Genomic DNA, 19123 nt, shown 5'->3' with positions numbered 1-19123 from the left:
GGGCTCAGGCTTGCGGCACGATCAGCTTCAGGCCCTTGAAGTAGTCGCGGTAAAACGTGTCGTTCCAGGTGATCAGGCCGTCGCATTGAAGCAATGCGTGGGCCCCGACCATGAATTCGTCCAGGCTGCGGCGCCTGCCGCTGCGCTGGCGGTGGCGGCGGTGCATCTCGCCGGCGCGCAGGGCCGATTTGGCCTCCAGCGCATTGAAGTGCACACCCATTTCTTCCAGTGCTTCCAGCACCTCGGCGCCGCCGCGCAGCGAGGCGCAGACTTCGGCCAGGGTCGCGCCGCAGACCACCACGCGGCCACCGACCAGGCTCTGCCGCAGGATCGCTTCGACCGCATCGGCCTGCGGGCCGTTGCTCAGCAGTTCCACCAGCACCGGTGAATCGACGGCAATCATCACGCTTTATTCCTCGTCGCGCACCGCGCGTACCGCCGATTCGGCCGACTCGAAGCCGTCCAGCGCGAACTTGCCGCGGGCGCGGGAGATCGCATCGTCCACGCTCTTGCGCAGGATGATACGGCTGCCGTCCAGCTCCACCTTCAACTGGGTGCCCTTGGTCAGGCCCAGCGCGTCACGCACCGCCTTGGGCAGGGTGATCTGTCCGCGCTCTGCAACAGTGGCTTCCATGAGTAGGCCCTCTTCGGTATGCACAAATTATACATACTTTGCCGGGCATACTTCCACCCCGCACCCGGCCGGGCCCGCCCCGGACCCTACAGCCGCAAAGGATCCGCCACATTCATGACATACGCCATACACCTGCCGCTGTAGTCTGGACCCGATGCCGCAGGCCGGCCCGCGCCCAGGTGAATGCATTCATACTGGGGCGCACCGGGGCCAGCAGGCCCGCGGCGACCGCAAGCAGGCCCGTATACGCACGGGCCAGAGCAAGCCATCCGCAAGAGGAGTCATCTGCATGAGCGATTCGTTCTCCACCCGCAGCCAGCTCGATGTTGGCGGCAAGGCCTACGATTACTACAGCCTGCCCAAGCTGGGCCAGCGCTTCGACATCTCCCACCTTCCCTATTCGATGAAGATCCTGCTGGAGAACCTGCTCCGGCACGAGGATGGTGGCGCCACCGTAGGCCCCGAACACATCGAAGCGGTCGCCCGTTGGCAACCCAGCGCCGAGCCGGATACCGAAATCGCCTTCATGCCCGCACGCGTGGTGCTGCAGGACTTCACCGGCGTGCCCTGCGTGGTCGACCTGGCCGCCATGCGCGACGCGGTGGTCAAGCTGGGCGGCAAGCCGGAACAGATCAACCCGCAGATTCCCTCCGAACTGGTGATCGACCACTCGGTGCAGGTGGATGTGTTCGGCAAGCCCGATGCGCTGGACCTGAACGGCAAGATCGAATTCCAGCGCAACCAGGAACGCTACGGCTTCCTGCGCTGGGGCCAGAAGGCGTTCGACAACTTCAAGGTGGTGCCGCCCAACACCGGCATCGTCCACCAAGTGAACCTGGAAAACCTGGCCCGCGTGGTGATGACCGCGCGGAAGGACGGGAAGGACGTGGCCTACCCCGATACCGTGTTCGGTACCGACAGCCACACCACCATGATCAATGGCATCGGCGTGCTGGGCTGGGGCGTGGGCGGCATCGAAGCCGAGGCGGCCATGCTCGGCCAGCCCTCGTCCATGCTGATTCCGCAGGTGGTCGGCTTCAAGCTGACCGGCAAGCTGCCTGAGGGCGCTACCGCCACCGACCTGGTGCTGACCGTCACCCAGATGCTGCGCAAGCTGGGCGTGGTCGGCAAGTTCGTCGAATTCTTCGGTGACGGCCTGCAGCACCTGCCGCTGGCCGACCGCGCCACCATCGGCAACATGGCCCCCGAATACGGCGCCACCTGCGGCATCTTCCCGATCGATCATGAATCGCTGAACTACCTGCGCCTGTCCGGCCGCAGCGAAGAACAGATCAACCTGGTCGAAGCCTATGCCAAGGCGCAGGGCCTGTGGCACGAACCGGGCAGCGCGCCGGCGCAGTACAGCACCACGCTGGAACTGGACATGGGCACGGTGAAGCCGTCGCTGGCCGGCCCCAAGCGCCCGCAGGACCGCGTGCTGCTGGAAGACGTGCAGAAGAACTACCGCGAAGCCCTGGTCGGCCTGACCGCCAACCGCGACCGCAAGGACGCGGCCATCGCCAACTTCACCAATGAAGGGGGCGGCACGGCGGTCGGCAACGAACAACTGGCCAAGGGCCAGGCCGACATCGAGATCGAAGGCCGCAAGCTGCGGCTGAAGGATGGCGCGGTGGTCATCGCCGCCATCACCTCCTGCACCAACACCTCCAACCCGGCGGTGATGATCGGTGCCGGCCTGCTGGCGCGCAACGCGGCGGCCAAGGGCCTGAACCGCCAGCCGTGGGTGAAGACCTCGCTCGGCCCAGGCTCGCGCGTGGTGACCGATTACCTGGAAAAAGCCGGCGTGCTGAAGGAGCTGGAGAAGATTGGCTTCTACGTGGTCGGCTACGGCTGCACCACCTGCATCGGCAACTCCGGCCCGCTGCCGACCGAAGTGAGCGCCGGCATCGCCGCGGGCGACCTGGCCGTCACCTCGGTGCTGTCGGGCAACCGCAACTTCGAAGGCCGCGTGCACCCCGAAGTGAAGATGAACTACCTGGCCAGCCCGCCGCTGGTGGTGGCCTACGCGATCGCTGGCACCACCGACATCGACCTGACCACCGAACCGCTCGGCACCGGCAGCGATGGCCAGCCGGTGTACCTGCGCGACATCTGGCCCAGCAACAAGGAAATCGGCGATGTCATCGCCGCCACCCTGGGACCGGATATGTTCAAGCAGAACTATGCCGACGTTTTCAAGGGCGACAGCCGCTGGAACACCATCGCCTCGCCGGACGGCAATCTGTACGAGTGGAGCGACGCCTCCACCTACATCAAGAACCCGCCCTACTTCGATGGCATGACCATGCAGACCGGCAGCATCGACGACGTGCACGGTGCACGCGTGATGGGCCTGTTCGGCGATTCGATCACCACCGACCACATCTCCCCGGCCGGCAACATCAAGAAGGATTCGCCTGCCGGCCGCTTCCTGCAGGAACGCGGCGTACAGCCGGCCGACTTCAACAGCTACGGCAGCCGCCGCGGCAACGACGATGTGATGGTGCGTGGCACCTTCGCCAACATCCGCATCAAGAACCTGATGTTCGGCGGCGAAGAAGGTGGCAACACCCTGTACTACCCCGCCGCTGGCGGCCAGCCGGAAAAGCTGGCCATCTACGATGCAGCGATGAAGTACAAGGCCGACAAGGTGCCGCTGGTGGTGCTGGCCGGCAAGGAGTACGGCACCGGCTCGTCGCGTGACTGGGCGGCCAAGGGCACCCTGCTGCTGGGGGTGAAGGCGGTGGTTGCCGAAAGCTTCGAACGCATCCACCGTTCCAACCTGGTGGGCATGGGCGTGCTGCCGCTGCAGTTCCGCAACGGCGAGAACGCACAGTCGCTGGGCCTGGACGGCTCGGAAGTGATCGACATCACCGGCCTGCAGGACGGCGCCAGCAAGCGCGCCACCGTCACCGCAACCAAGGCCGACGGCACCCAGAAGACCTTCGAAGTGTCGGTGATGCTGCTGACCCCGAAGGAGGTCGAGTACTTCCGCCACGGCGGCCTGCTGCAGTACGTGCTGCGCCAGCTGGCAAGCAAATAACGCGAATGCATTCGCGTAGGTAGAGTCGAGCCATGCTCGACTGACGCACCTGAAACGGCCGGATCGACAACGATCCGGCCGTTTCCGCAATTCGGATTATTTTCATATTTTTCCCGATTCATGCAATTCGCATGAAACAGGCGTAAGGTGGGCCCATACCCCCGCTGGAGCTTCGCCATGCTTCACCTCCCCGTCCGCTTCGACCCGATCAACGAGCTGACCCACACCACCGCCTCGTCGGTGAAGGAACACTGGCGCAAGGTCATGCAGGAGGTCCGCGACCAGCGCATGGTGGTGGTCACCAACCATAACGAGCCGCAGGCGGTCATCGTCTCCATCGAGCAGTACCGCGCCCTGCAGGCACGCGTGGAGGCGCTGGAAGCCTCGCTTGAGGAACTGCGCGACCAGGCCCCGGGCCTGGCCGAACTGCGCGCCGGCTTCGACCAGCGCCTGACCGTGCTGCAGCAGGCACAGGCCGGCAGCAGCGCACGTGACCTGCTGCGTCGCCCCGCCCGCCTTGGCGGGCAGGTCAAGGCCGGCACCGGCCACTGATGGCCCGGCCTTTCCTGTACGTTCTTGCCGGCGTCAATGGCGCCGGCAAGAGTTCGGTGGGCGGCCACGTACTGCGCGAGGCCGGGCTGAACTGGTTCAACCCCGACACCTTCGCCCGCGAACTGCGCGACATCACCGGGCTATCGCAGGCCGAGGCCAATGCCCAGGCCTGGCAGGAAGGCGTCAACCGCATCCGCGATGCGCTGGACCGGCGCCGCAACCATGCCTTTGAAACCACCCTGGGCGGCAATTCCATCGCCGCCCTGCTGCATGAAGCCAGCCACAGCCACGATGTGCTGATGTGGTTCTGCGGCCTGTCCAGCCCGGAACAGCACATTGCCCGGGTGCAGGCCCGCGTGCGCTCGGGCGGGCACCCGATCAACGAAGCTGATATCCGCCGCCGCTGGCCGCTGGCGCAGCAGAACCTGATCCGGCTGATGCCGGTGCTGGCCCAGCTGCAGGTCTACGACAACAGCGCCGAAGCCGCCCCCGGCGAGGCCGTGCCCGACCCCCGGCTGCTGCTGCAGATGGAAGATGGCCAGGTGCATTTCCCGCAGCGGGACGATCTGGCACAGCTGGCCGCCACCCCGGCCTCGGCCACGCCCCTGCTGGAAGCCGCATTGCGCCTGTGACCCAAGGGGTCGGATCCCTTTCCAATCGTCGAGCAAGCTCGACGCTACCAAAGCCCCCGCCAGGGGTCGGATCCCTTTCCAAAGGAAAGGGCTCTGACCCCGATCCCAAAGGCTCGTCGAGCAAGCTCGACGCTACGAAACCGGCGTCCGACGCGCTCTGACGCGGCCTTCACTTTTTATTGATTGGACGTTCAATCAAGAACCCGCATACTGATCGCCCCTATCCCTACGGCACCGGCCCATGCCCAAGAAAGGCATCGAACCCCTGCGCCGCCAACAGCTGATCGACGCCACTTTCCAGGTCATCCACGAGATCGGCCTGGCAGACGCCACCGTGGCCACCATCGCGCGCAAGGCAGGCCTGTCCACCGGCATCGTCGCCCACTACTTCGGTGACAAGGCCGGCCTGCTCAACGCCGCCATGCGGCAGATCCTGAGCCAGCTCAAGAATGCCTTCGCCCAGCACCGCGGGCAGGCCTCCGCAGACCCGCGCTCACAACTGCGCGCGCTGGTGGATGCCAACTTCGACCCCAGCCAGACCAGCGGGCCGGCCATGCGTGTCTGGCTGACCTTCTGGGCGGCGAGCATGCACCAGCCAGAACTGGCCCGACTGCAGCGCATCAACGACCAGCGCCTGTATTCCAACCTGGCCTATCAGTTCCGCCGCAGCCTGCCGGCCGAACCCGCCCGCGAGGCCGCCCGCGGCCTGGCCGCGCTGATCGACGGCCTGTGGCTGCGCGGCAGCCTGGTCGGCGGCCAGATCAACGGCGACAACGCCCGTCACATCGCCTACGCCTACATCGACTTCCAGTTGCAGGCCAACGCGCTATAAGCGCTGCAGGACCCTGCCCCTTCCAAGGAGTACCCCATGCCCACCCTGCCCATCCAACAGCTCTACATCCATGGCCACCGGGTCGACGCCACCAGCGGCAAGACCTTCCAGACCGTGAACCCGGCCAACGGCCAGGTGCTGGCCGAGGTGCAGATTGCCAGCCAGGCCGACGTGGACCGCGCCGTACGCAGCGCCAGCGAAGGCCAGCAGGTGTGGGCCGCGATGACCGCCATGGAACGCTCGCGCATCCTGCGCCGCGCGGTCGAGATCCTGCGCGAACGCAATGACGAGCTTGCCCACCTGGAAACCCTGGACACCGGCAAGGCTTTGGCCGAAACCACCACCGTGGACATCGTCACCGGTGCCGACGTGCTGGAGTATTACGCCGGCCTGGCCACGGCCATCGAAGGCATCCAGCTGCCGTTGCGCGAATCGAGCTTCTTCTACACCCGCCGCGAACCGCTGGGCGTGGTGGCCGGCATCGGCGCCTGGAACTACCCGATCCAGATCGCGCTGTGGAAGTCGGCCCCGGCATTGGCCGCGGGCAATGCGATGGTGTTCAAGCCCTCCGAAGTGACCCCGCTGACCGCGCTGAAGCTGGCCGAGATCTACACCGAAGCCGGCGTGCCCGACGGTGTGTTCAATGTTCTGCAGGGCCCGGGTGGGGAGATCGGCAACTGGCTGACCGAACACCCGGTGATCGAGAAGATCTCCTTCACCGGCGGCGTGACCACCGGCAAGAAGGTGATGGCGGCCGCTGCATCCTCGTCACTGAAGGAAGTAACCATGGAACTGGGCGGCAAGTCGCCGCTGCTGGTCTGCGAGGACGCCAACCTGGACCGTGCCGCCGATATCGCAGTCATGGCCAACTTCTTCAGCTCCGGTCAGGTCTGCACCAACGGCACCCGCGTGTTCGTGCCGCGGGCCATGCTGGCAGCCTTCGAAGCGGCAGTGGTGCAGCGCGTGCAGCGCATCCGCATGGGCGACCCGACCGCGCAGGACACCAACTTCGGGCCGATGGTCAGCTTCCCGCACATGGACAACGTGCTGCGCTACATCGACAGCGGCAAGGCCGAAGGCGCCCGCCTGCTGACCGGTGGCGGCCGCGCCACCGAGGGCGCACTGGCCGAGGGCGCGTACGTGCAGCCCACTGTGTTTTCCGACTGCCGCGACGACATGAAGATCGTGCGCGAGGAAATCTTCGGGCCGGTGATGAGCATCCTGGCCTACGACGATGAAGACGAAGCGGTGCGGCGCGCCAACGACACCCCGTTCGGCCTGGCCGCCGGCGTGGTCAGCGGCGATATCAGTCGTGCCCACCGCATCATCCACCGCCTGCAGGCCGGCATCTGCTGGATCAACACCTGGGGCGAATCGCCCGCCGAAATGCCGGTGGGCGGCTACAAGGAATCCGGCGTGGGCCGCGAGAACGGCCTGTCCACGCTGGGCCACTACACCCGCATCAAATCGGTCCAGGTGGAACTGGGCGACTTCGCCAGCGTGTTCTGAGCAGCGCGCCCCGACCGCAGGAGACAACCATGAGCACCACCCACGAGTACGACTACATCATCATCGGCGCCGGTTCGGCCGGCAACGTGCTGGCCACCCGCCTGACCGAAGACGCCGATGTGCGCGTTCTGCTGCTGGAAGCCGGCGGCCCCGACTACCGTCTCGACTTCCGCACGCAGATGCCGGCCGCACTGGCCTACCCGCTGCAGGGCAAGCGCTACAACTGGGCGTACAAGACCGACCCGGAGCCCTTCATGAACAACCGGCGCATGGACTGCGGCCGGGGCAAGGGCCTGGGCGGCTCCTCGCTGATCAACGGCATGTGCTACATCCGCGGCAACGCAATGGACTATGACAACTGGGCCAGCATGCCGGGTCTGGAAGACTGGACCTACCTGGACTGCCTGCCCTACTTCCGCAAGGCCGAAACCCGCGACATCGGCGCCAACGACTACCACGGCGACCAGGGCCCGCTGCAGGTCACCACGCCCAAGGCCGGCAACAACGAGCTGTTTGCCGCCATGATCGAGGCCGGCGTGCAGGCCGGCTACCCGCGCACCGACGACCTGAACGGCTACCAGCAGGAAGGCTTCGGCCCGATGGACCGCACGGTCACACCGAAGGGCCGCCGTTCCAGCACCGCGCGCGGCTATCTGGACCTGGCAAAGCCACGCCCGAACCTGACCATCGTCACCCACGCCCTGACCGACCGCATCCTGTTCTCGGGCAAGCGTGCGGTGGGCGTGCAGTGGCTGCACAGCGACCAGCCGCAGCGCGCCACCGCCCGCCGCGAGGTGCTGCTGTGCGGCGGCGCCATTGCTTCGCCGCAGATCCTGCAGCGCTCGGGCGTGGGCCCGGCCGACCTGCTGCGCAGCCTGGACATCGACCTGGTGCACCACCTGCCCGGCGTCGGCGCCAACCTGCAGGATCACCTGGAAATGTACCTGCAGTACGAATGCAAGAAGCCGGTATCGCTGGCGCCGGCACTGAAGCTGTACAACCAGCCGGCCATCGGCGCGGAGTGGTTGTTCATGGGCACCGGCATCGGCGCCAGCAACCAGTTCGAGGCCGGCGGCTTCATCCGCAGCGATGCCGAATTCGACTGGCCGAACCTGCAGTACCACTTCCTGCCGGTGGCCATCAATTACAACGGCTCCAACCCGATCAAGGCGCACAGCTTCCAGATGCACGTGGGGTCGATGCGTTCGCCCAGCCGCGGCCGCATCCACGTGCGCTCCAAGGACCCGCGCGAACATCCCAGCATCTTGTTCAACTACATGTCGCACGAACAGGACTGGCGCGAGTTCCGCGCCGCCATCCGCATCACCCGCGAGATCTTCGCGCAGCCGGCGCTGGCCCCCTACAGCGGCCGCGAGATTTCGCCGGGCCGCGAGCTGCAGACCGATGCGCAGATCGATGGCTTCGTGCGCGAGCACGCCGAGACCGCCTACCACCCCTCGTGCACCAACAAGATGGGCCACGCCGACGATCCGATGGCGGTGGTCGATGGCCAGGGCCGCGTGCACGGGCTGGACGGCCTGCGCATCGTCGATGCCTCGATCATGCCGCAGGTGGTGACCGGCAACCTCAACGCGCCGACCATCATGATGGCCGAGAAGCTGGCCGACGTGATCCGCGGGCGCCCCGCGCTGGCCCGCAGCACCGCCCCGTATTACCAGGCCAACGGCGCCCCGGTACGCCGCCCACGCTGACGCGAATGCCACGCCCACACGCCCGGCCGGCCCGCATATCCCCACGCACGCGTCCACACGCCCGGTAGGTGCCCACCTTGGTGGGCACGCGCCACCCGCACTGCCGACCAAGGTCGGCAGCTACCAACAACCGGCCCGCATATCCCCACGCTCGCGTCCACACGCCCGGTAGGTGCCCACCTTGGTGGGCACGCGCCACCGGCACTGCCGACCAAGGTCGGCAGCTACCAACAACCGGTCCGCATATCCCCACGCGCGCGTCCACACGCCCGGTAGGTGCCCACCTTGGTGGGCACGCGCCACCCGCACTGCCGACCAAGGTCGGCAGCTACCAACAACCGGCCGCGCTGACCGCTACGCCCTCTTCGCGTTTTCCCTACGGAACGGTATGCTGCTGCGAGCGGTTCTGGCGGATACTGTCCGCGCCGCACCCATCACAACGATTCCTGGAGGGGGAATATGAGTCTGGATCGTCCCTGGCTGCAGAGCTATCCGAAAGGCGTTCCCGCCGAAATCGACGTCAACGAGTTCCATTCGGTAGCTTCGGTCTTCGACGCCTCCGTGGCGAAGTTCTGCGACCGCCCCGCCTACTCCAGTTTCGGCAAGGTGCTCACCTATGGTGAAACCGATGCCCTGGTCGAGCAGTTCGCGGCGTACCTGCTGGGCGAACTGAAGCTGAAAAAGGGCGACCGCGTTGCCCTGATGATGCCCAACTGCCTGCAGTACCCCATCGCGACCTTCGGCGTGCTGCGCGCCGGCCTCACCGTGGTCAACGTCAACCCGCTGTACACCGCCCGCGAGCTGAAGCATCAGCTGGTCGATGCCGGTGTCACCGCGCTGGTGGTCGTGGACAACTTCGGCGACACCGTGCAGCAGGTCATCGCCGAAACCCAGGTCAGGCAGGTCATCACCACCGGCCTGGGCGACCTGCTCGGCGCCAAGGGTGCGATCGTCAATTTCGTGCTGAAGTACGTCAAGAAGATGGTGCCCAACTACCATCTGAAGGGCGCCATCCGCTTCAAGCAGGCGCTCAAGCTCGGCAGCCGCCACACCCTGCCCAAGGTCGAGATCGACCACGATGACGTGGCGTTCCTGCAGTACACCGGCGGCACCACTGGCGTGGCCAAGGGCGCCATGCTGACCAACCGCAACCTGATCGCCAACATGCAGCAGGCCTCGGCCTGGATCGGCGCATCGGGCATCGAGCCGGGCAAGGAGTGGATCATCACCGCCCTGCCGCTGTACCACATCTTCGCATTGACCGCGAACGGCCTGGTCTTCATGAAGTTCGGTGGCTGCAACCACCTGATCACCAATCCGCGCGACATGAAGGGCTTCGTGAAGGAGCTCAAGTCGGTGCGCTTCACCGCCATTACCGGCGTCAACACGCTGTTCAACGGCCTGCTGAACACCCCCGGCTTCGACACCGTGGATTTCTCCTCGCTGAAGGTCACCCTGGGCGGCGGCATGGCCGTGCAGCGTGCGGTGGCCGAGCGCTGGAAGAAGGTGACCGGGGTGACCCTGGTGGAGGCCTACGGCCTGACCGAAACCTCCCCGGCCGCCTGCATCAACCCGCTGGACCTGAAGGAATACAACGGCGCCATCGGCCTGCCGATTCCGTCCACCGATGCCTGCATCAAGGACGACAATGGCAACACCCTGCCGCTGGGCGACGTGGGCGAGCTGTGCATCAAGGGCCCGCAGGTGATGAAGGGCTACTGGCAGCGCCCGGACGAAACCCGCCAGGCCATCGACGCCGACGGCTGGCTGCACACCGGCGACATGGCGCGCATGGATGAGCAGGGCTTCTTCTACATCGTCGACCGCAAGAAGGACATGATCCTGGTGTCCGGCTTCAACGTGTACCCCAACGAAGTGGAAGACGTGATCGCGATGATGCCGGGCGTGCTGGAAGTGGCCGCGGTGGGCGTTCCGGACGAAAAGTCCGGCGAAGTGGTGAAGGTCGTGATCGTGAAGAAGGACCCGAACCTGACCGCCGAAATGGTCAAGGAACATGCCCGGGCCAACCTGACCGGCTACAAGCACCCCAGGATCGTAGAATTCCGAAAAGAGCTGCCGAAGACCAACGTGGGCAAGATCCTGCGTCGCGAGCTGCGCGATACGCCCGCCACGTAAGGGTTTCCACAGGTTTCAACGCCGTCAGGCCCGGGTCGGAAACGCCCCGGGCCTTTTCGCATGTGAAAAGCTGCACCCGTTGTAGCATCGCGTCGTGTGTGGACCGTTCGGCCCGCCGGCCACCACGTTTTCACGCGGGCCGCCTGCCGAGGACCCTTCCATGAGCACCATCGAAAAACTGCCGACCAGCGGTTCACCGTTTGCCACCATCCGTACCGAAGACAGCGACGACGGCGCTGCCCACTGGCTGTTCATGCATGCCGATGCGCCCACGGGTATCCGCCCGTGCTGCCGCAAGGACATGCTGGACGAAATGTGGAGCTACATGAACGCCATCACCCGCGGCCCGGCCCAGCGCCACAGCGGCCAGTTGCGGCACTTCGTGCTGGCCTCCGACGCCATCGCCTACAACCTGGGCGGTGACTTGGACCTGTTCACCCGCCTGATCCGCGAAGGCAACCGCGACCTGCTGCTGACCTATGCCCAACGCTGCGTGGAAGGCGTGCACCACCTGCACACTGGTTTTGGCGGCGACGTGCGCTCGATCGCCCTGATCCAGGGTGATGCCCTGGGCGGCGGCCTGGAAATGGCCTTGGCCTGCCACACCATCGTGGCCGAAGAAGGCAGCGGCATGGGCCTGCCGGAAGTGCTGTTCGGGCTGTTCCCGGGCATGGGCGCGTACTCGTTCCTGTGCCGCCGCGTGGCCCCGCAGCTGGCCGAGAAGATCATCCTGGACGGCCGCATCTACAGTGCCGAGGAAATGCATGCGCTGGGGGTGGTGGACGTGCTGGTGAAGAAGGGCGAAGGCCGTGTCGCCGTGCAGGAGATGATCCGTCACCAGCAGCGCCTGCCGCAGTCGTACCTGGCCATGAACGCCGCACGCAACCTGGCCCAGGCCGTGAGCTACGACGAGCTGCTGGAAATCACCAAGGTCTGGGTGGATTCGGCCTTGGCACTGGGTGACCGCTCGCTGCGCACCATGGATCGATTGATCAAGGCACAGACGCGTCGTGCGTCGATGGATGCGGCCTGATTCCAGCCCTCCCCCTGCTGGCTTGGAGCCCGGCTGGCCACCGGGCTTTTTTTCGCGCGGCCCCCAAAACGTAGAGTCGAGCTTGCTCGACTATCGACGGCAGTCGAGCAAGCTCGACTCTACGGCGCGTCGTCGGCCGCTCCGCGGGCCTTGCGTTCGGCGCGTGCATCCAGCGCCTGCCGGCCTTCCTTGATCGCGCCCTGCAGCACCGCCAGGCGCGCCTGCCATTCGGCCTTCAACTGCCAGTCGGCCATGCGCATCAGCTCACCGGCACGGTTGGCCGCACGCACCAGCCCCAGGTTACCGGACACACCCTTGATCGCATGCGACTGCTCGCGGAACTGGCCCCAGCGCCCGGCTTCGCCATCGGCCTCTGCCTTGCGCAGGCAGGCCTCGGCATCTTCCAGGCACTGGCGGATGAACTCACGCTCGAAGCCATCGCCCATGCCCAGCGATGCCAGTTCGTCCAGCACGCCGGTATCGAGCACGCCATCCAGCTGTACCGGCGCACGCACCACCAGCGGCGCGGCATTTTTCAGGTTCGCGTTGTTGGCGATCTCCGCCAGCGTGTCCAGCAGGCGCACGGCCACCACCGGTTTGGCCAGGAAGGCATGCGCGCCGGCCTGCGTGCAGCGCTGGATCGCTTCGGGGGTGACATCGGCGCTGAGCACCATCACCGGCGTGCGCGGACCGCCGCCGGACTGCATCACCCGCAGTTCCTTCAGCATGTCCAGGCCACTCATGCCGGGCATGTGCAGGTCGACGATGGCCGCATCGAACTCGCTCTCGGCCAGCGCATCCAGCACCGCTTCGCCGCCGTCCACGCACATCACCCGGTGGCCGGCTTTCTGCAGCAGGCGCTGCAGCACCATGCGGTTGGCTTCGTGGTCGTCGGCCACCAGGATCTGCATGCTGCGCACGCGCGCACGGTGGCGCAGGAACGGATCGGCAAAGGCGATCACGTTGCCACCCGGGCCGACGTCCTCGCCCGCAGCCACGCTGGGTACCAGGCCCGGCTCGACCGGTTGCGGCGGCGCGAACGGCAGTTCCACCCAGAAGTGGCTGCCCTGCGGGGGGTTGTCCAGGTAGCCGATCTGCCCGTCCATGGCCTCGACCAGGCCCTTGGCGATGGTGGTGCCCAGGCCGGTGCCTTCGTGGCGACGGGCCATGCTCACATCGGCCTGCTCGAAGGCCTCGAACAAGCGTGGGCGCATGGCCACCGGCACGCCAATGCCGGTATCGATGATGTCAAAGCGCAGGCGCACCGCACCGTGGGTGTCGGCGTGCACCACGTTCACCCGGATTTCCACCCGGCCCTGGTCGGTGAACTTCACCGCGTTGCCGGCCAGGTTCAGCAGGATCTGCCGCAGGTGGCCCACGTCGCCGCGCAGGGTCTGCGGCACCGTCGCGGCCACCTTCACCCGGTAATCCAACCGCTTGGCCTTGGCCTGCGGCAACAGGATCAGGCCGATGGCCTGGATCACGTCGGACAGCACGAAATCCTCGGCCACCACGCGCAGCTTGCCGGCCTCGATGGCCGAGATGTCCAGTACTTCCTCCACCAGCGCCAGCAGGCTGCGGGAAGAGGCCTGGATGGTATTCAGACACTCGCGCTGTTCTTCATCCAGGCGCGTGGTCGCCAACACTTCGGTCATGCCATTCAATCCATTGAGTGGGGTGCGGAATTCGTGACTCATGTTGGCCAGGAAGCGGCTCTTGGCCTCACTGGCCCGGCGCGCTTCGGCCATTGCATGGGTCAACTGACGCAGCAGCGTCGAGAAGTACAGCGGTACGGCCGCCAGGCCCAGCCACAGGCCGATGGCCAAGCGCAGGTTCTGCTGCCAGTACGGGGTCAGCAGCGCAGTGGCGCCGAAGCTGACCATGGCCATCGCCACGGCCACGTAAAGATAGGTGTTGCCAAAGCGCATGCCGTTGCCGACGGTCACCCACATCACCACGATGTAGACCCACGACAGCGGCTCGCCCATCTGGATCATGCCGGCGGCGATCAACCCATAGTCGGCCAGCATGCCCAGCACGCGGCGCGGGTCGGAGCGGCCGGGCCGCCACAGCAGCCAGCCGAATGCCAGCAGGGACAGGCTCAAGCCGGTCAGCACGATGGCCAGCACGCCCACGTACTGGTCGTGTGGCAGGTCGAAACGCACGCTGGGCAGCAGCACGTAGCCCAGGATCAGGCTGATCAGCACAATGCGGACGATCTGCTGCCCATGCTCGCTGTCCTGCCGGTTCGACAGGCGCTGGCGCAGCCGCGACAGCAACCGTTTCACGCGCCCATCCCCGGCCGCGCCGAGGCGGTGGAATGCTCGGCGCAGATCTGTTCCAGCTGGTTGCGCCCACGCAGCAGGGCATCCACGCAGCGCGGGTCGAACAGGCGCCCGCGCTGGGCGTACAGATAGGCCAGGGTCGCTTCGAAGGTCCACGCTTCTTTGTACGGACGCGGCGAAATCAGTGCGTCGAACACATCGGCAACGGCCACGATGCGCGCCTCCAGCGGAATCGCGTCGCCCACCAGACCGTCGGGGTAGCCACTGCCGTCGTAACGCTCGTGGTGGCGAAGCGCGATCAGCGCACCGACCTGGATGAAGCGGTTCTGGCTGCCGCTCAGCAGTTCGTGGCCGATACGCGGGTGCCGGCGCATGATCGCCAGCTCGTCATCGGTCAGCTTGCCCTGCTTGAGCAGCACCGCATCGGGAATGGCGATCTTGCCCATGTCGTGCAGGGGCGCTGCCATCTCGATCAGCTTCACTTCGTCTTCGGGCAGGCCCAGCTGCTCGGCAATCAGCCCGGCCACACGCGCCATGCGCTCCAGATACGCACTGGTGCCGGCATCACGGAACTCGATCGCCCGTGCCAGTCGCGAAAGGGTTTCGCGCTCGCGCTCTTCCACCTCGTGCATGCTGGCCAGCAGGCGCTGCTCCAGCGACAAGGCGCGTTGCTTCACGTTCTCGCTCTGCTGGCGCAGCTGCAGCAGGTTGTAGCAGCGCGCGCGCAGTTCACGCGGGCGGATCGGCTTGACCAGGAAATCGATCACCCCGGCTTCCAGCGCGGCCTGGCGGATCGGTTCATCGCCCACCACGGTGATCAGGATCACCGGAATGTCGCGGTGCTTGGGCAGGCGGCGGAAGCGGCGGGCGAATTCCAGCCCGTCCATTTCCGGCATGCGGTAGTCCAGCAGCAACAGATCGACCGGATGCGCTTCGCACCAGGCCAGGGCCGTAAGCGGATCGCCAAAGTCGTACACGGACAGTTCCGGTGCGATGTCTTCAATGACATGCCGCAACATCGTCCGTGCAGAAGTCTGGTCGTCGACAATGACGATATTCAACGCGCTCTCTGCCTTCCTTTTCGACCACGCTGGAAACTCAGCCGGCGAGGATACTCCGCCGCTGTGCACACTGGCACCCTGCATCGGCCCCACTCCCGTCACGATGTCGCCGGTTCATGATCGTCATCACAATGTGAAGCCGGTCCTTCGCATTGCCTCCACCCCAGCCCCTGTTTGCCACAGGGGATGTCAAGGCGGTGCAATCACCATACGCCGTGTGCGGAAAGCGTCAATCGCGCCATCCCATTCCGGGACGGCGCGCACATGCAGAGTGCGAACCCGAGCTTAGTGCTCCGGACGCATGTAAGGGAACAGCAGAACGTCACGGATCGAACTGCTGCCGGTCAGCAGCATCACCAGACGGTCCACGCCGATACCCAGGCCACCGGTCGGGGCCATACCGTACTCCAGCGCACGGATGTAGTCGGCGTCGTAGTGCATGGCCTCGTCGTCGCCACCTTCCTTGGCGGCCACCTGGGCCTGGAAGCGCTGCGCCTGGTCTTCCGGGTCGTTCAACTCGGAGAAGCCGTTGGCCAGCTCCTTGCCGTTGATGAACAGCTCGAAGCGGTCGGTGTAGCCCGGGTCGTTGTCGTTGGCGCGGGCCAGCGGCGAAACCTCCACCGGGTGGTCGGTGATGAAGGTCGGCTGGATCAGGGTGTGCTCGACGGTGGCCTCGAAGATTTCCAGCAGCAGCTTGCCCCAGCCGTAAGACGGCTTGACGCGGATCTTCAAGCGCTCGCAATGGCGCAGCAGCGCGTCGCGGTCGGTGCAGTCGGCCGCGGAAATTTCCGGGTTGTGGTGGCGCACCGCCTCGTCCATGCGCCAGCGGCGGAACGCCGGGCCCAGGTCGATGTTGGCGCCGTCCCATTCCACCGTGGTGCCGCCGTTGACGGTCTGCGCCACATCGCGGATCACGCCCTCGGTCAGGTCCATGATCTCGTTGTACGTGGCATAGGCCTCGTACAGCTCCATCATGGTGAATTCCGGGTTGTGGCGGGTGCTGACGCCTTCGTTGCGGAAGTTGCGGTTGATCTCGTACACCCGCTCCAGGCCGCCCACGGTCAGGCGCTTGAGGTACAGCTCCGGCGCCACGCGCAGGTACAGGTCTAGGTCCAGCGCGTTGTGGTGGGTGGTGAACGGCTTGGCCGCCGCGCCGCCGGGGATGTAATGCATCATCGGCGTTTCGACTTCCAGGAAGTCGCGGTTGTCCAGCCACGCACGCATGGCGCGGATGATCTTCGAGCGCTTGATGAACACCGCGCGCGATTCCGGGGTCACGATCAGGTCGACGTAGCGCTGGCGGTAGCGCTGTTCGACGTCGGAAAGGCCGTGCCACTTGTCCGGCAGCGGGCGCAGCGACTTGGTCAACAGGCGGATCGATTCGGCCTTGACCGACAGTTCGCCGGTCTTGGTGCGGGTCAGGCCGCCTTCCACGGCGATGATGTCGCCCACGTCCCAGCCCTTGAAGGCGGTGTAGGCATCGCCCAGCACCGCGCCCTGCAGGAACAGCTGGATGCGGCCGGATTCGTCCTGGATCTGGGCGAAGCTGGCCTTGCCCATGATGCGCTTGGCCATCAGGCGGCCAGCCATCTTCACGGTGCGACCGGTGGCTTCCAGCGCCTCGGCGGTCCACTGTTCGGCATCGGCGAACTCATCCTGCAGGCGGCCGGCGAACTCCTGGCGACGGAAATCGTTCGGGTACGCGATGCCCTGCCCACGCAGCGCTTTGAGTTTCTCACGGCGCTCGGCAATCAACTTGTTTTCGTCGACGGGGGGGGTATCGGTAGCTTCGCTCATGGATCTGCGGGAATCGTCTAGTGAGGGGGGATGCTGCGCCGGCACAGCCGGTTGCACAGCATACCAAAACCGCCCTGCCCCGGCCCCGGCAGCGCCCCCGCCACGGTAGTCGCCAACCTTGGTTGGCGCCCCGCGGTTGGCGCCCCGCCCTGGTAGTCGCCAACCTTGGTTGGCGCCCCGTGTGTCGACCAAGGTCGACACCTACCAGAGAGCGCGCGGGGCAAGCCTCAGCCGTTCCCCGGGAACGCCTGCCGCAGCTCGTCCACCAGCACCCGCTGGTTTTCCGAGTAATCCACAGGCACTGATACCAGATGCACCCCGCCCTCGTTGAAGGCCGCTTCCAGGGTAGGAATGAACTGCTCGATGGCCGTTACCTCATGGCCCCTGCAGCCATAGGCCTGCGCGTACTTCACGAAATCGGGGTTGCTGAAGGTCATACCGTAGTCGGTGAAACCATCCACCGCCTGCTTCCAGCGGATCATGCCGTAGGCCCCATCATTGAGGATCAGCACCACCAGATTCAGGCCCAGCCGTCGGGCGGTCTCCAGCTCCTGGCTGTTCATCATGAAGCCGCCATCGCCACACACCGCCAGCACCCGGCGCTGCGGGTACAGGATCGAAGCCATGATCGCCGACGGCAGGCCCGCGCCCATGGTCGCCAGCGCGTTGTCCAGCAGCAGCGTGTTGGCCACCTGGGTGCGGTAATTGCGCGCAAACCAGATCTTGTACATGCCGTTGTCCAGCGCCACGATGCCGTCCGGCGGCATCACCTGGCGCACGTCATGCACCAGCCGCTGCGGGGTGAAGCCCGGCTCCTCGGCGCGGTCGGCCAGGTGGTCCAGGATGGTCGCCCGCAGCGGCAGCAGCGCATCGGCATGCGGCACCTGGCCCTCGATGCGATCGGCCAGCTGGGTCAGCGAGCGGCCGATGTCGCCGATCACTTCCACCTGGGGGAAGTACACCTGCTCCACCGCCGCCTGCGAATAGCCTATATGAATGACCGTGGGGCCACCGGGACGCATCACGAACGGCGGCTTCTCGGTCACCTCGTGGCCGATGGTCACGATCACATCGGCCTGGTCGATGGCCATGTGCACGTAGTCGCGCTCGGTCAGCGCGGCCGTGCCCATGTACAGGCCCGAACCGCCGGCCACCGCGCCCTTGCCCATCTGCGTGGTGAAGAACGGAATGCCCGCGCGCAGCACGAAGGCCGACAGCGCCTCGCTGGACTGCGGCCGCGAGGCCGCCGAGGCGATCATCAGCAGCGGCCGCTTCGCCGCGCGGATGAGCTGCGCCGCCCGGTCCAGCGCTTCCGGGCTGGCAATGGGCCGATCCACCGCATGCGTGGGAATGAGCGACACCCCTTCCACCTCGGTGGCGGCGATGTCCTCGGGCAGCTCCAGCAGCACCGGGCCGGGGCGCTCTTCCTGGGCCACCCGGAACGCCTCGCGCACGATGGTCGGGATCGTACGCGCCGACACGATCTGCCGCGCCAGCTTGGTCAGCGGCTTCATGGTGCTGACGATATCCACGATCTGGAACCGCGCCTGCTTGCTGGCCACGATGCCCTTCTGCCCGGTGATCATGATCACCGGCCATGCGCCCAACAGCGCGTAGGCGGCGCCGGTGGTGAAGTTCAAAGCGCCCGGCCCCAGCGTGGCCAGGCACACGCCCGGCTTGCCGGTCAGCCGGCCGTAGGTGGCGGCCATGAACACCGCCGCCTGTTCGTGGCGGGTGATGACCAGCTCGATGCTGGAATGGCGCAGCGACTCGACCACGTCGAGGTTTTCTTCGCCGGGAATACCGAAAATACGCTCGACGCCTTCGTTCTCAAGTGCGGCGACAAGCAGATCTGAACCCTTGGACATCGGAATGCCGTCCTTTCGCTGGACTGTGG

Annotated in this window: 14 protein-coding genes; 8 read left to right on the top strand and 6 right to left on the bottom strand. The window is 66.1% G+C overall.

Going from position 1 to position 19123, the window contains the following annotated elements; genetic code table 11:
* Positions 1 to 4 precede the first annotated feature (4 nt).
* Together C1922_RS09470 and C1922_RS09465 are read right to left on the bottom strand one after the other, a co-directional pair.
* The gene (locus C1922_RS09470; protein ID WP_108749518.1) at positions 5 to 403 is read right to left on the bottom strand and encodes a type II toxin-antitoxin system VapC family toxin; all 399 of its coding nucleotides are present in this window, start codon (positions 401 to 403) and stop codon (positions 5 to 7) included.
* A gap of 6 nt (positions 404 to 409) precedes the next feature.
* Entirely contained in the window at positions 410 to 634 is a 225-nt protein-coding gene (locus C1922_RS09465) for an AbrB/MazE/SpoVT family DNA-binding domain-containing protein (RefSeq protein ID WP_108749517.1), read from the bottom strand.
* 289 nt (positions 635 to 923) lie between these two features.
* On the opposite strand from C1922_RS09465, the gene acnA reads away from it, so the two are divergent.
* From acnA to C1922_RS09425, 8 genes are all read left to right on the top strand, one after another.
* Positions 924 to 3677 (top strand): aconitate hydratase AcnA, encoded by a 2754-nt coding sequence (gene acnA, locus C1922_RS09460; protein ID WP_108749516.1) that lies wholly within the window; start codon positions 924 to 926, stop codon positions 3675 to 3677.
* A gap of 177 nt (positions 3678 to 3854) precedes the next feature.
* Positions 3855 to 4229, top strand: a complete 375-nt coding sequence (locus tag C1922_RS09455) for a type II toxin-antitoxin system Phd/YefM family antitoxin (protein WP_108749515.1) — start codon at positions 3855 to 3857, stop codon at positions 4227 to 4229.
* Entirely contained in the window at positions 4229 to 4861 is a 633-nt protein-coding gene (locus C1922_RS09450) for an AAA family ATPase (RefSeq protein WP_108749514.1), read from the top strand. The genes C1922_RS09455 and C1922_RS09450 overlap by 1 nt, the downstream gene beginning before the upstream one ends.
* Before the next feature lie 241 nt (positions 4862 to 5102).
* Positions 5103 to 5693, top strand: coding sequence for a transcriptional regulator BetI (gene betI / locus C1922_RS09445; RefSeq protein ID WP_108749513.1), 591 nt, complete (start codon positions 5103 to 5105; stop codon positions 5691 to 5693).
* Between the two features lie 36 nt (positions 5694 to 5729).
* Positions 5730 to 7202 carry a betaine-aldehyde dehydrogenase gene (gene betB / locus C1922_RS09440; RefSeq protein ID WP_108749512.1) on the top strand — a complete coding sequence of 491 codons (1473 nt, stop codon included), beginning with the start codon at positions 5730 to 5732 and terminating at the stop codon, positions 7200 to 7202.
* 29 nt (positions 7203 to 7231) lie between these two features.
* Positions 7232 to 8914, top strand: a complete 1683-nt coding sequence (gene betA, locus C1922_RS09435) for a choline dehydrogenase (RefSeq protein ID WP_108749511.1) — start codon at positions 7232 to 7234, stop codon at positions 8912 to 8914.
* Between the two features lie 459 nt (positions 8915 to 9373).
* A complete protein-coding gene (locus C1922_RS09430; RefSeq protein ID WP_108749510.1) occupies positions 9374 to 11050 on the top strand; it encodes a long-chain fatty acid--CoA ligase in 1677 nt (558 codons plus the stop codon).
* A 160-nt stretch (positions 11051 to 11210) separates the two neighbouring features.
* The gene (locus tag C1922_RS09425) at positions 11211 to 12083 is read left to right on the top strand and encodes a crotonase/enoyl-CoA hydratase family protein (protein ID WP_108749509.1); all 873 of its coding nucleotides are present in this window, start codon (positions 11211 to 11213) and stop codon (positions 12081 to 12083) included.
* 119 nt (positions 12084 to 12202) lie between these two features.
* Here the strand turns inward: C1922_RS09425 and C1922_RS09420 are convergent, their stop codons facing one another.
* The 4 genes from C1922_RS09420 to C1922_RS09405 form a co-directional block, all read right to left on the bottom strand.
* Positions 12203 to 14371 (bottom strand): response regulator, encoded by a 2169-nt coding sequence (locus tag C1922_RS09420; RefSeq protein ID WP_108749508.1) that lies wholly within the window; start codon positions 14369 to 14371, stop codon positions 12203 to 12205.
* Complete coding sequence (locus C1922_RS09415; RefSeq protein WP_108749507.1) at positions 14368 to 15513, bottom strand: two-component system response regulator; 1146 nt, start codon at positions 15511 to 15513, stop codon at positions 14368 to 14370. Before C1922_RS09415 ends, C1922_RS09420 begins: the two co-directional genes overlap by 4 nt.
* Before the next feature lie 201 nt (positions 15514 to 15714).
* Positions 15715 to 17226: a lysine--tRNA ligase gene (gene lysS / locus C1922_RS09410; protein ID WP_108749506.1), complete on the bottom strand. Its 1512-nt coding sequence runs from the start codon at positions 17224 to 17226 to the stop codon at positions 15715 to 15717.
* 227 nt (positions 17227 to 17453) lie between these two features.
* Positions 17454 to 19094, bottom strand: a complete 1641-nt coding sequence (locus tag C1922_RS09405) for an acetolactate synthase large subunit (RefSeq protein ID WP_108749505.1) — start codon at positions 19092 to 19094, stop codon at positions 17454 to 17456.
* Positions 19095 to 19123: the final 29 nt, after the last annotated feature.

The sequence above is a fragment of the Stenotrophomonas sp. ZAC14D2_NAIMI4_7 genome, from assembly GCF_003086675.1.
Taxonomy (GTDB): Bacteria; Pseudomonadota; Gammaproteobacteria; order Xanthomonadales; family Xanthomonadaceae; genus Stenotrophomonas.
The sequence above is the reverse complement of the archived record's forward strand: the minus strand, read 5'-3'. Positions and strand labels throughout refer to the sequence as shown.

Bases quoted from the DNA above. Each gene is read 5' to 3' on its own strand.
- C1922_RS09470 (WP_108749518.1), bottom strand. From the start codon at position 403: ATGATTGCCGTCGATTCACCGGTGCTGGTGGAACTGCTGAGCAACGGC.
- C1922_RS09465 (WP_108749517.1), bottom strand. From the start codon at position 634: ATGGAAGCCACTGTTGCAGAGCGCGGACAGATCACCCTGCCCAAGGCG.
- acnA (WP_108749516.1), top strand. From the start codon at position 924: ATGAGCGATTCGTTCTCCACCCGCAGCCAGCTCGATGTTGGCGGCAAG.
- C1922_RS09455 (WP_108749515.1), top strand. From the start codon at position 3,855: ATGCTTCACCTCCCCGTCCGCTTCGACCCGATCAACGAGCTGACCCAC.
- C1922_RS09450 (WP_108749514.1), top strand. From the start codon at position 4,229: ATGGCCCGGCCTTTCCTGTACGTTCTTGCCGGCGTCAATGGCGCCGGC.
- betI (WP_108749513.1), top strand. From the start codon at position 5,103: ATGCCCAAGAAAGGCATCGAACCCCTGCGCCGCCAACAGCTGATCGAC.
- betB (WP_108749512.1), top strand. From the start codon at position 5,730: ATGCCCACCCTGCCCATCCAACAGCTCTACATCCATGGCCACCGGGTC.
- betA (WP_108749511.1), top strand. From the start codon at position 7,232: ATGAGCACCACCCACGAGTACGACTACATCATCATCGGCGCCGGTTCG.
- C1922_RS09430 (WP_108749510.1), top strand. From the start codon at position 9,374: ATGAGTCTGGATCGTCCCTGGCTGCAGAGCTATCCGAAAGGCGTTCCC.
- C1922_RS09425 (WP_108749509.1), top strand. From the start codon at position 11,211: ATGAGCACCATCGAAAAACTGCCGACCAGCGGTTCACCGTTTGCCACC.
- C1922_RS09415 (WP_108749507.1), bottom strand. From the start codon at position 15,513: ATGCAGGGTGCCAGTGTGCACAGCGGCGGAGTATCCTCGCCGGCTGAG.
- lysS (WP_108749506.1), bottom strand. From the start codon at position 17,226: ATGAGCGAAGCTACCGATACCCCCCCCGTCGACGAAAACAAGTTGATT.
- C1922_RS09405 (WP_108749505.1), bottom strand. From the start codon at position 19,094: ATGTCCAAGGGTTCAGATCTGCTTGTCGCCGCACTTGAGAACGAAGGC.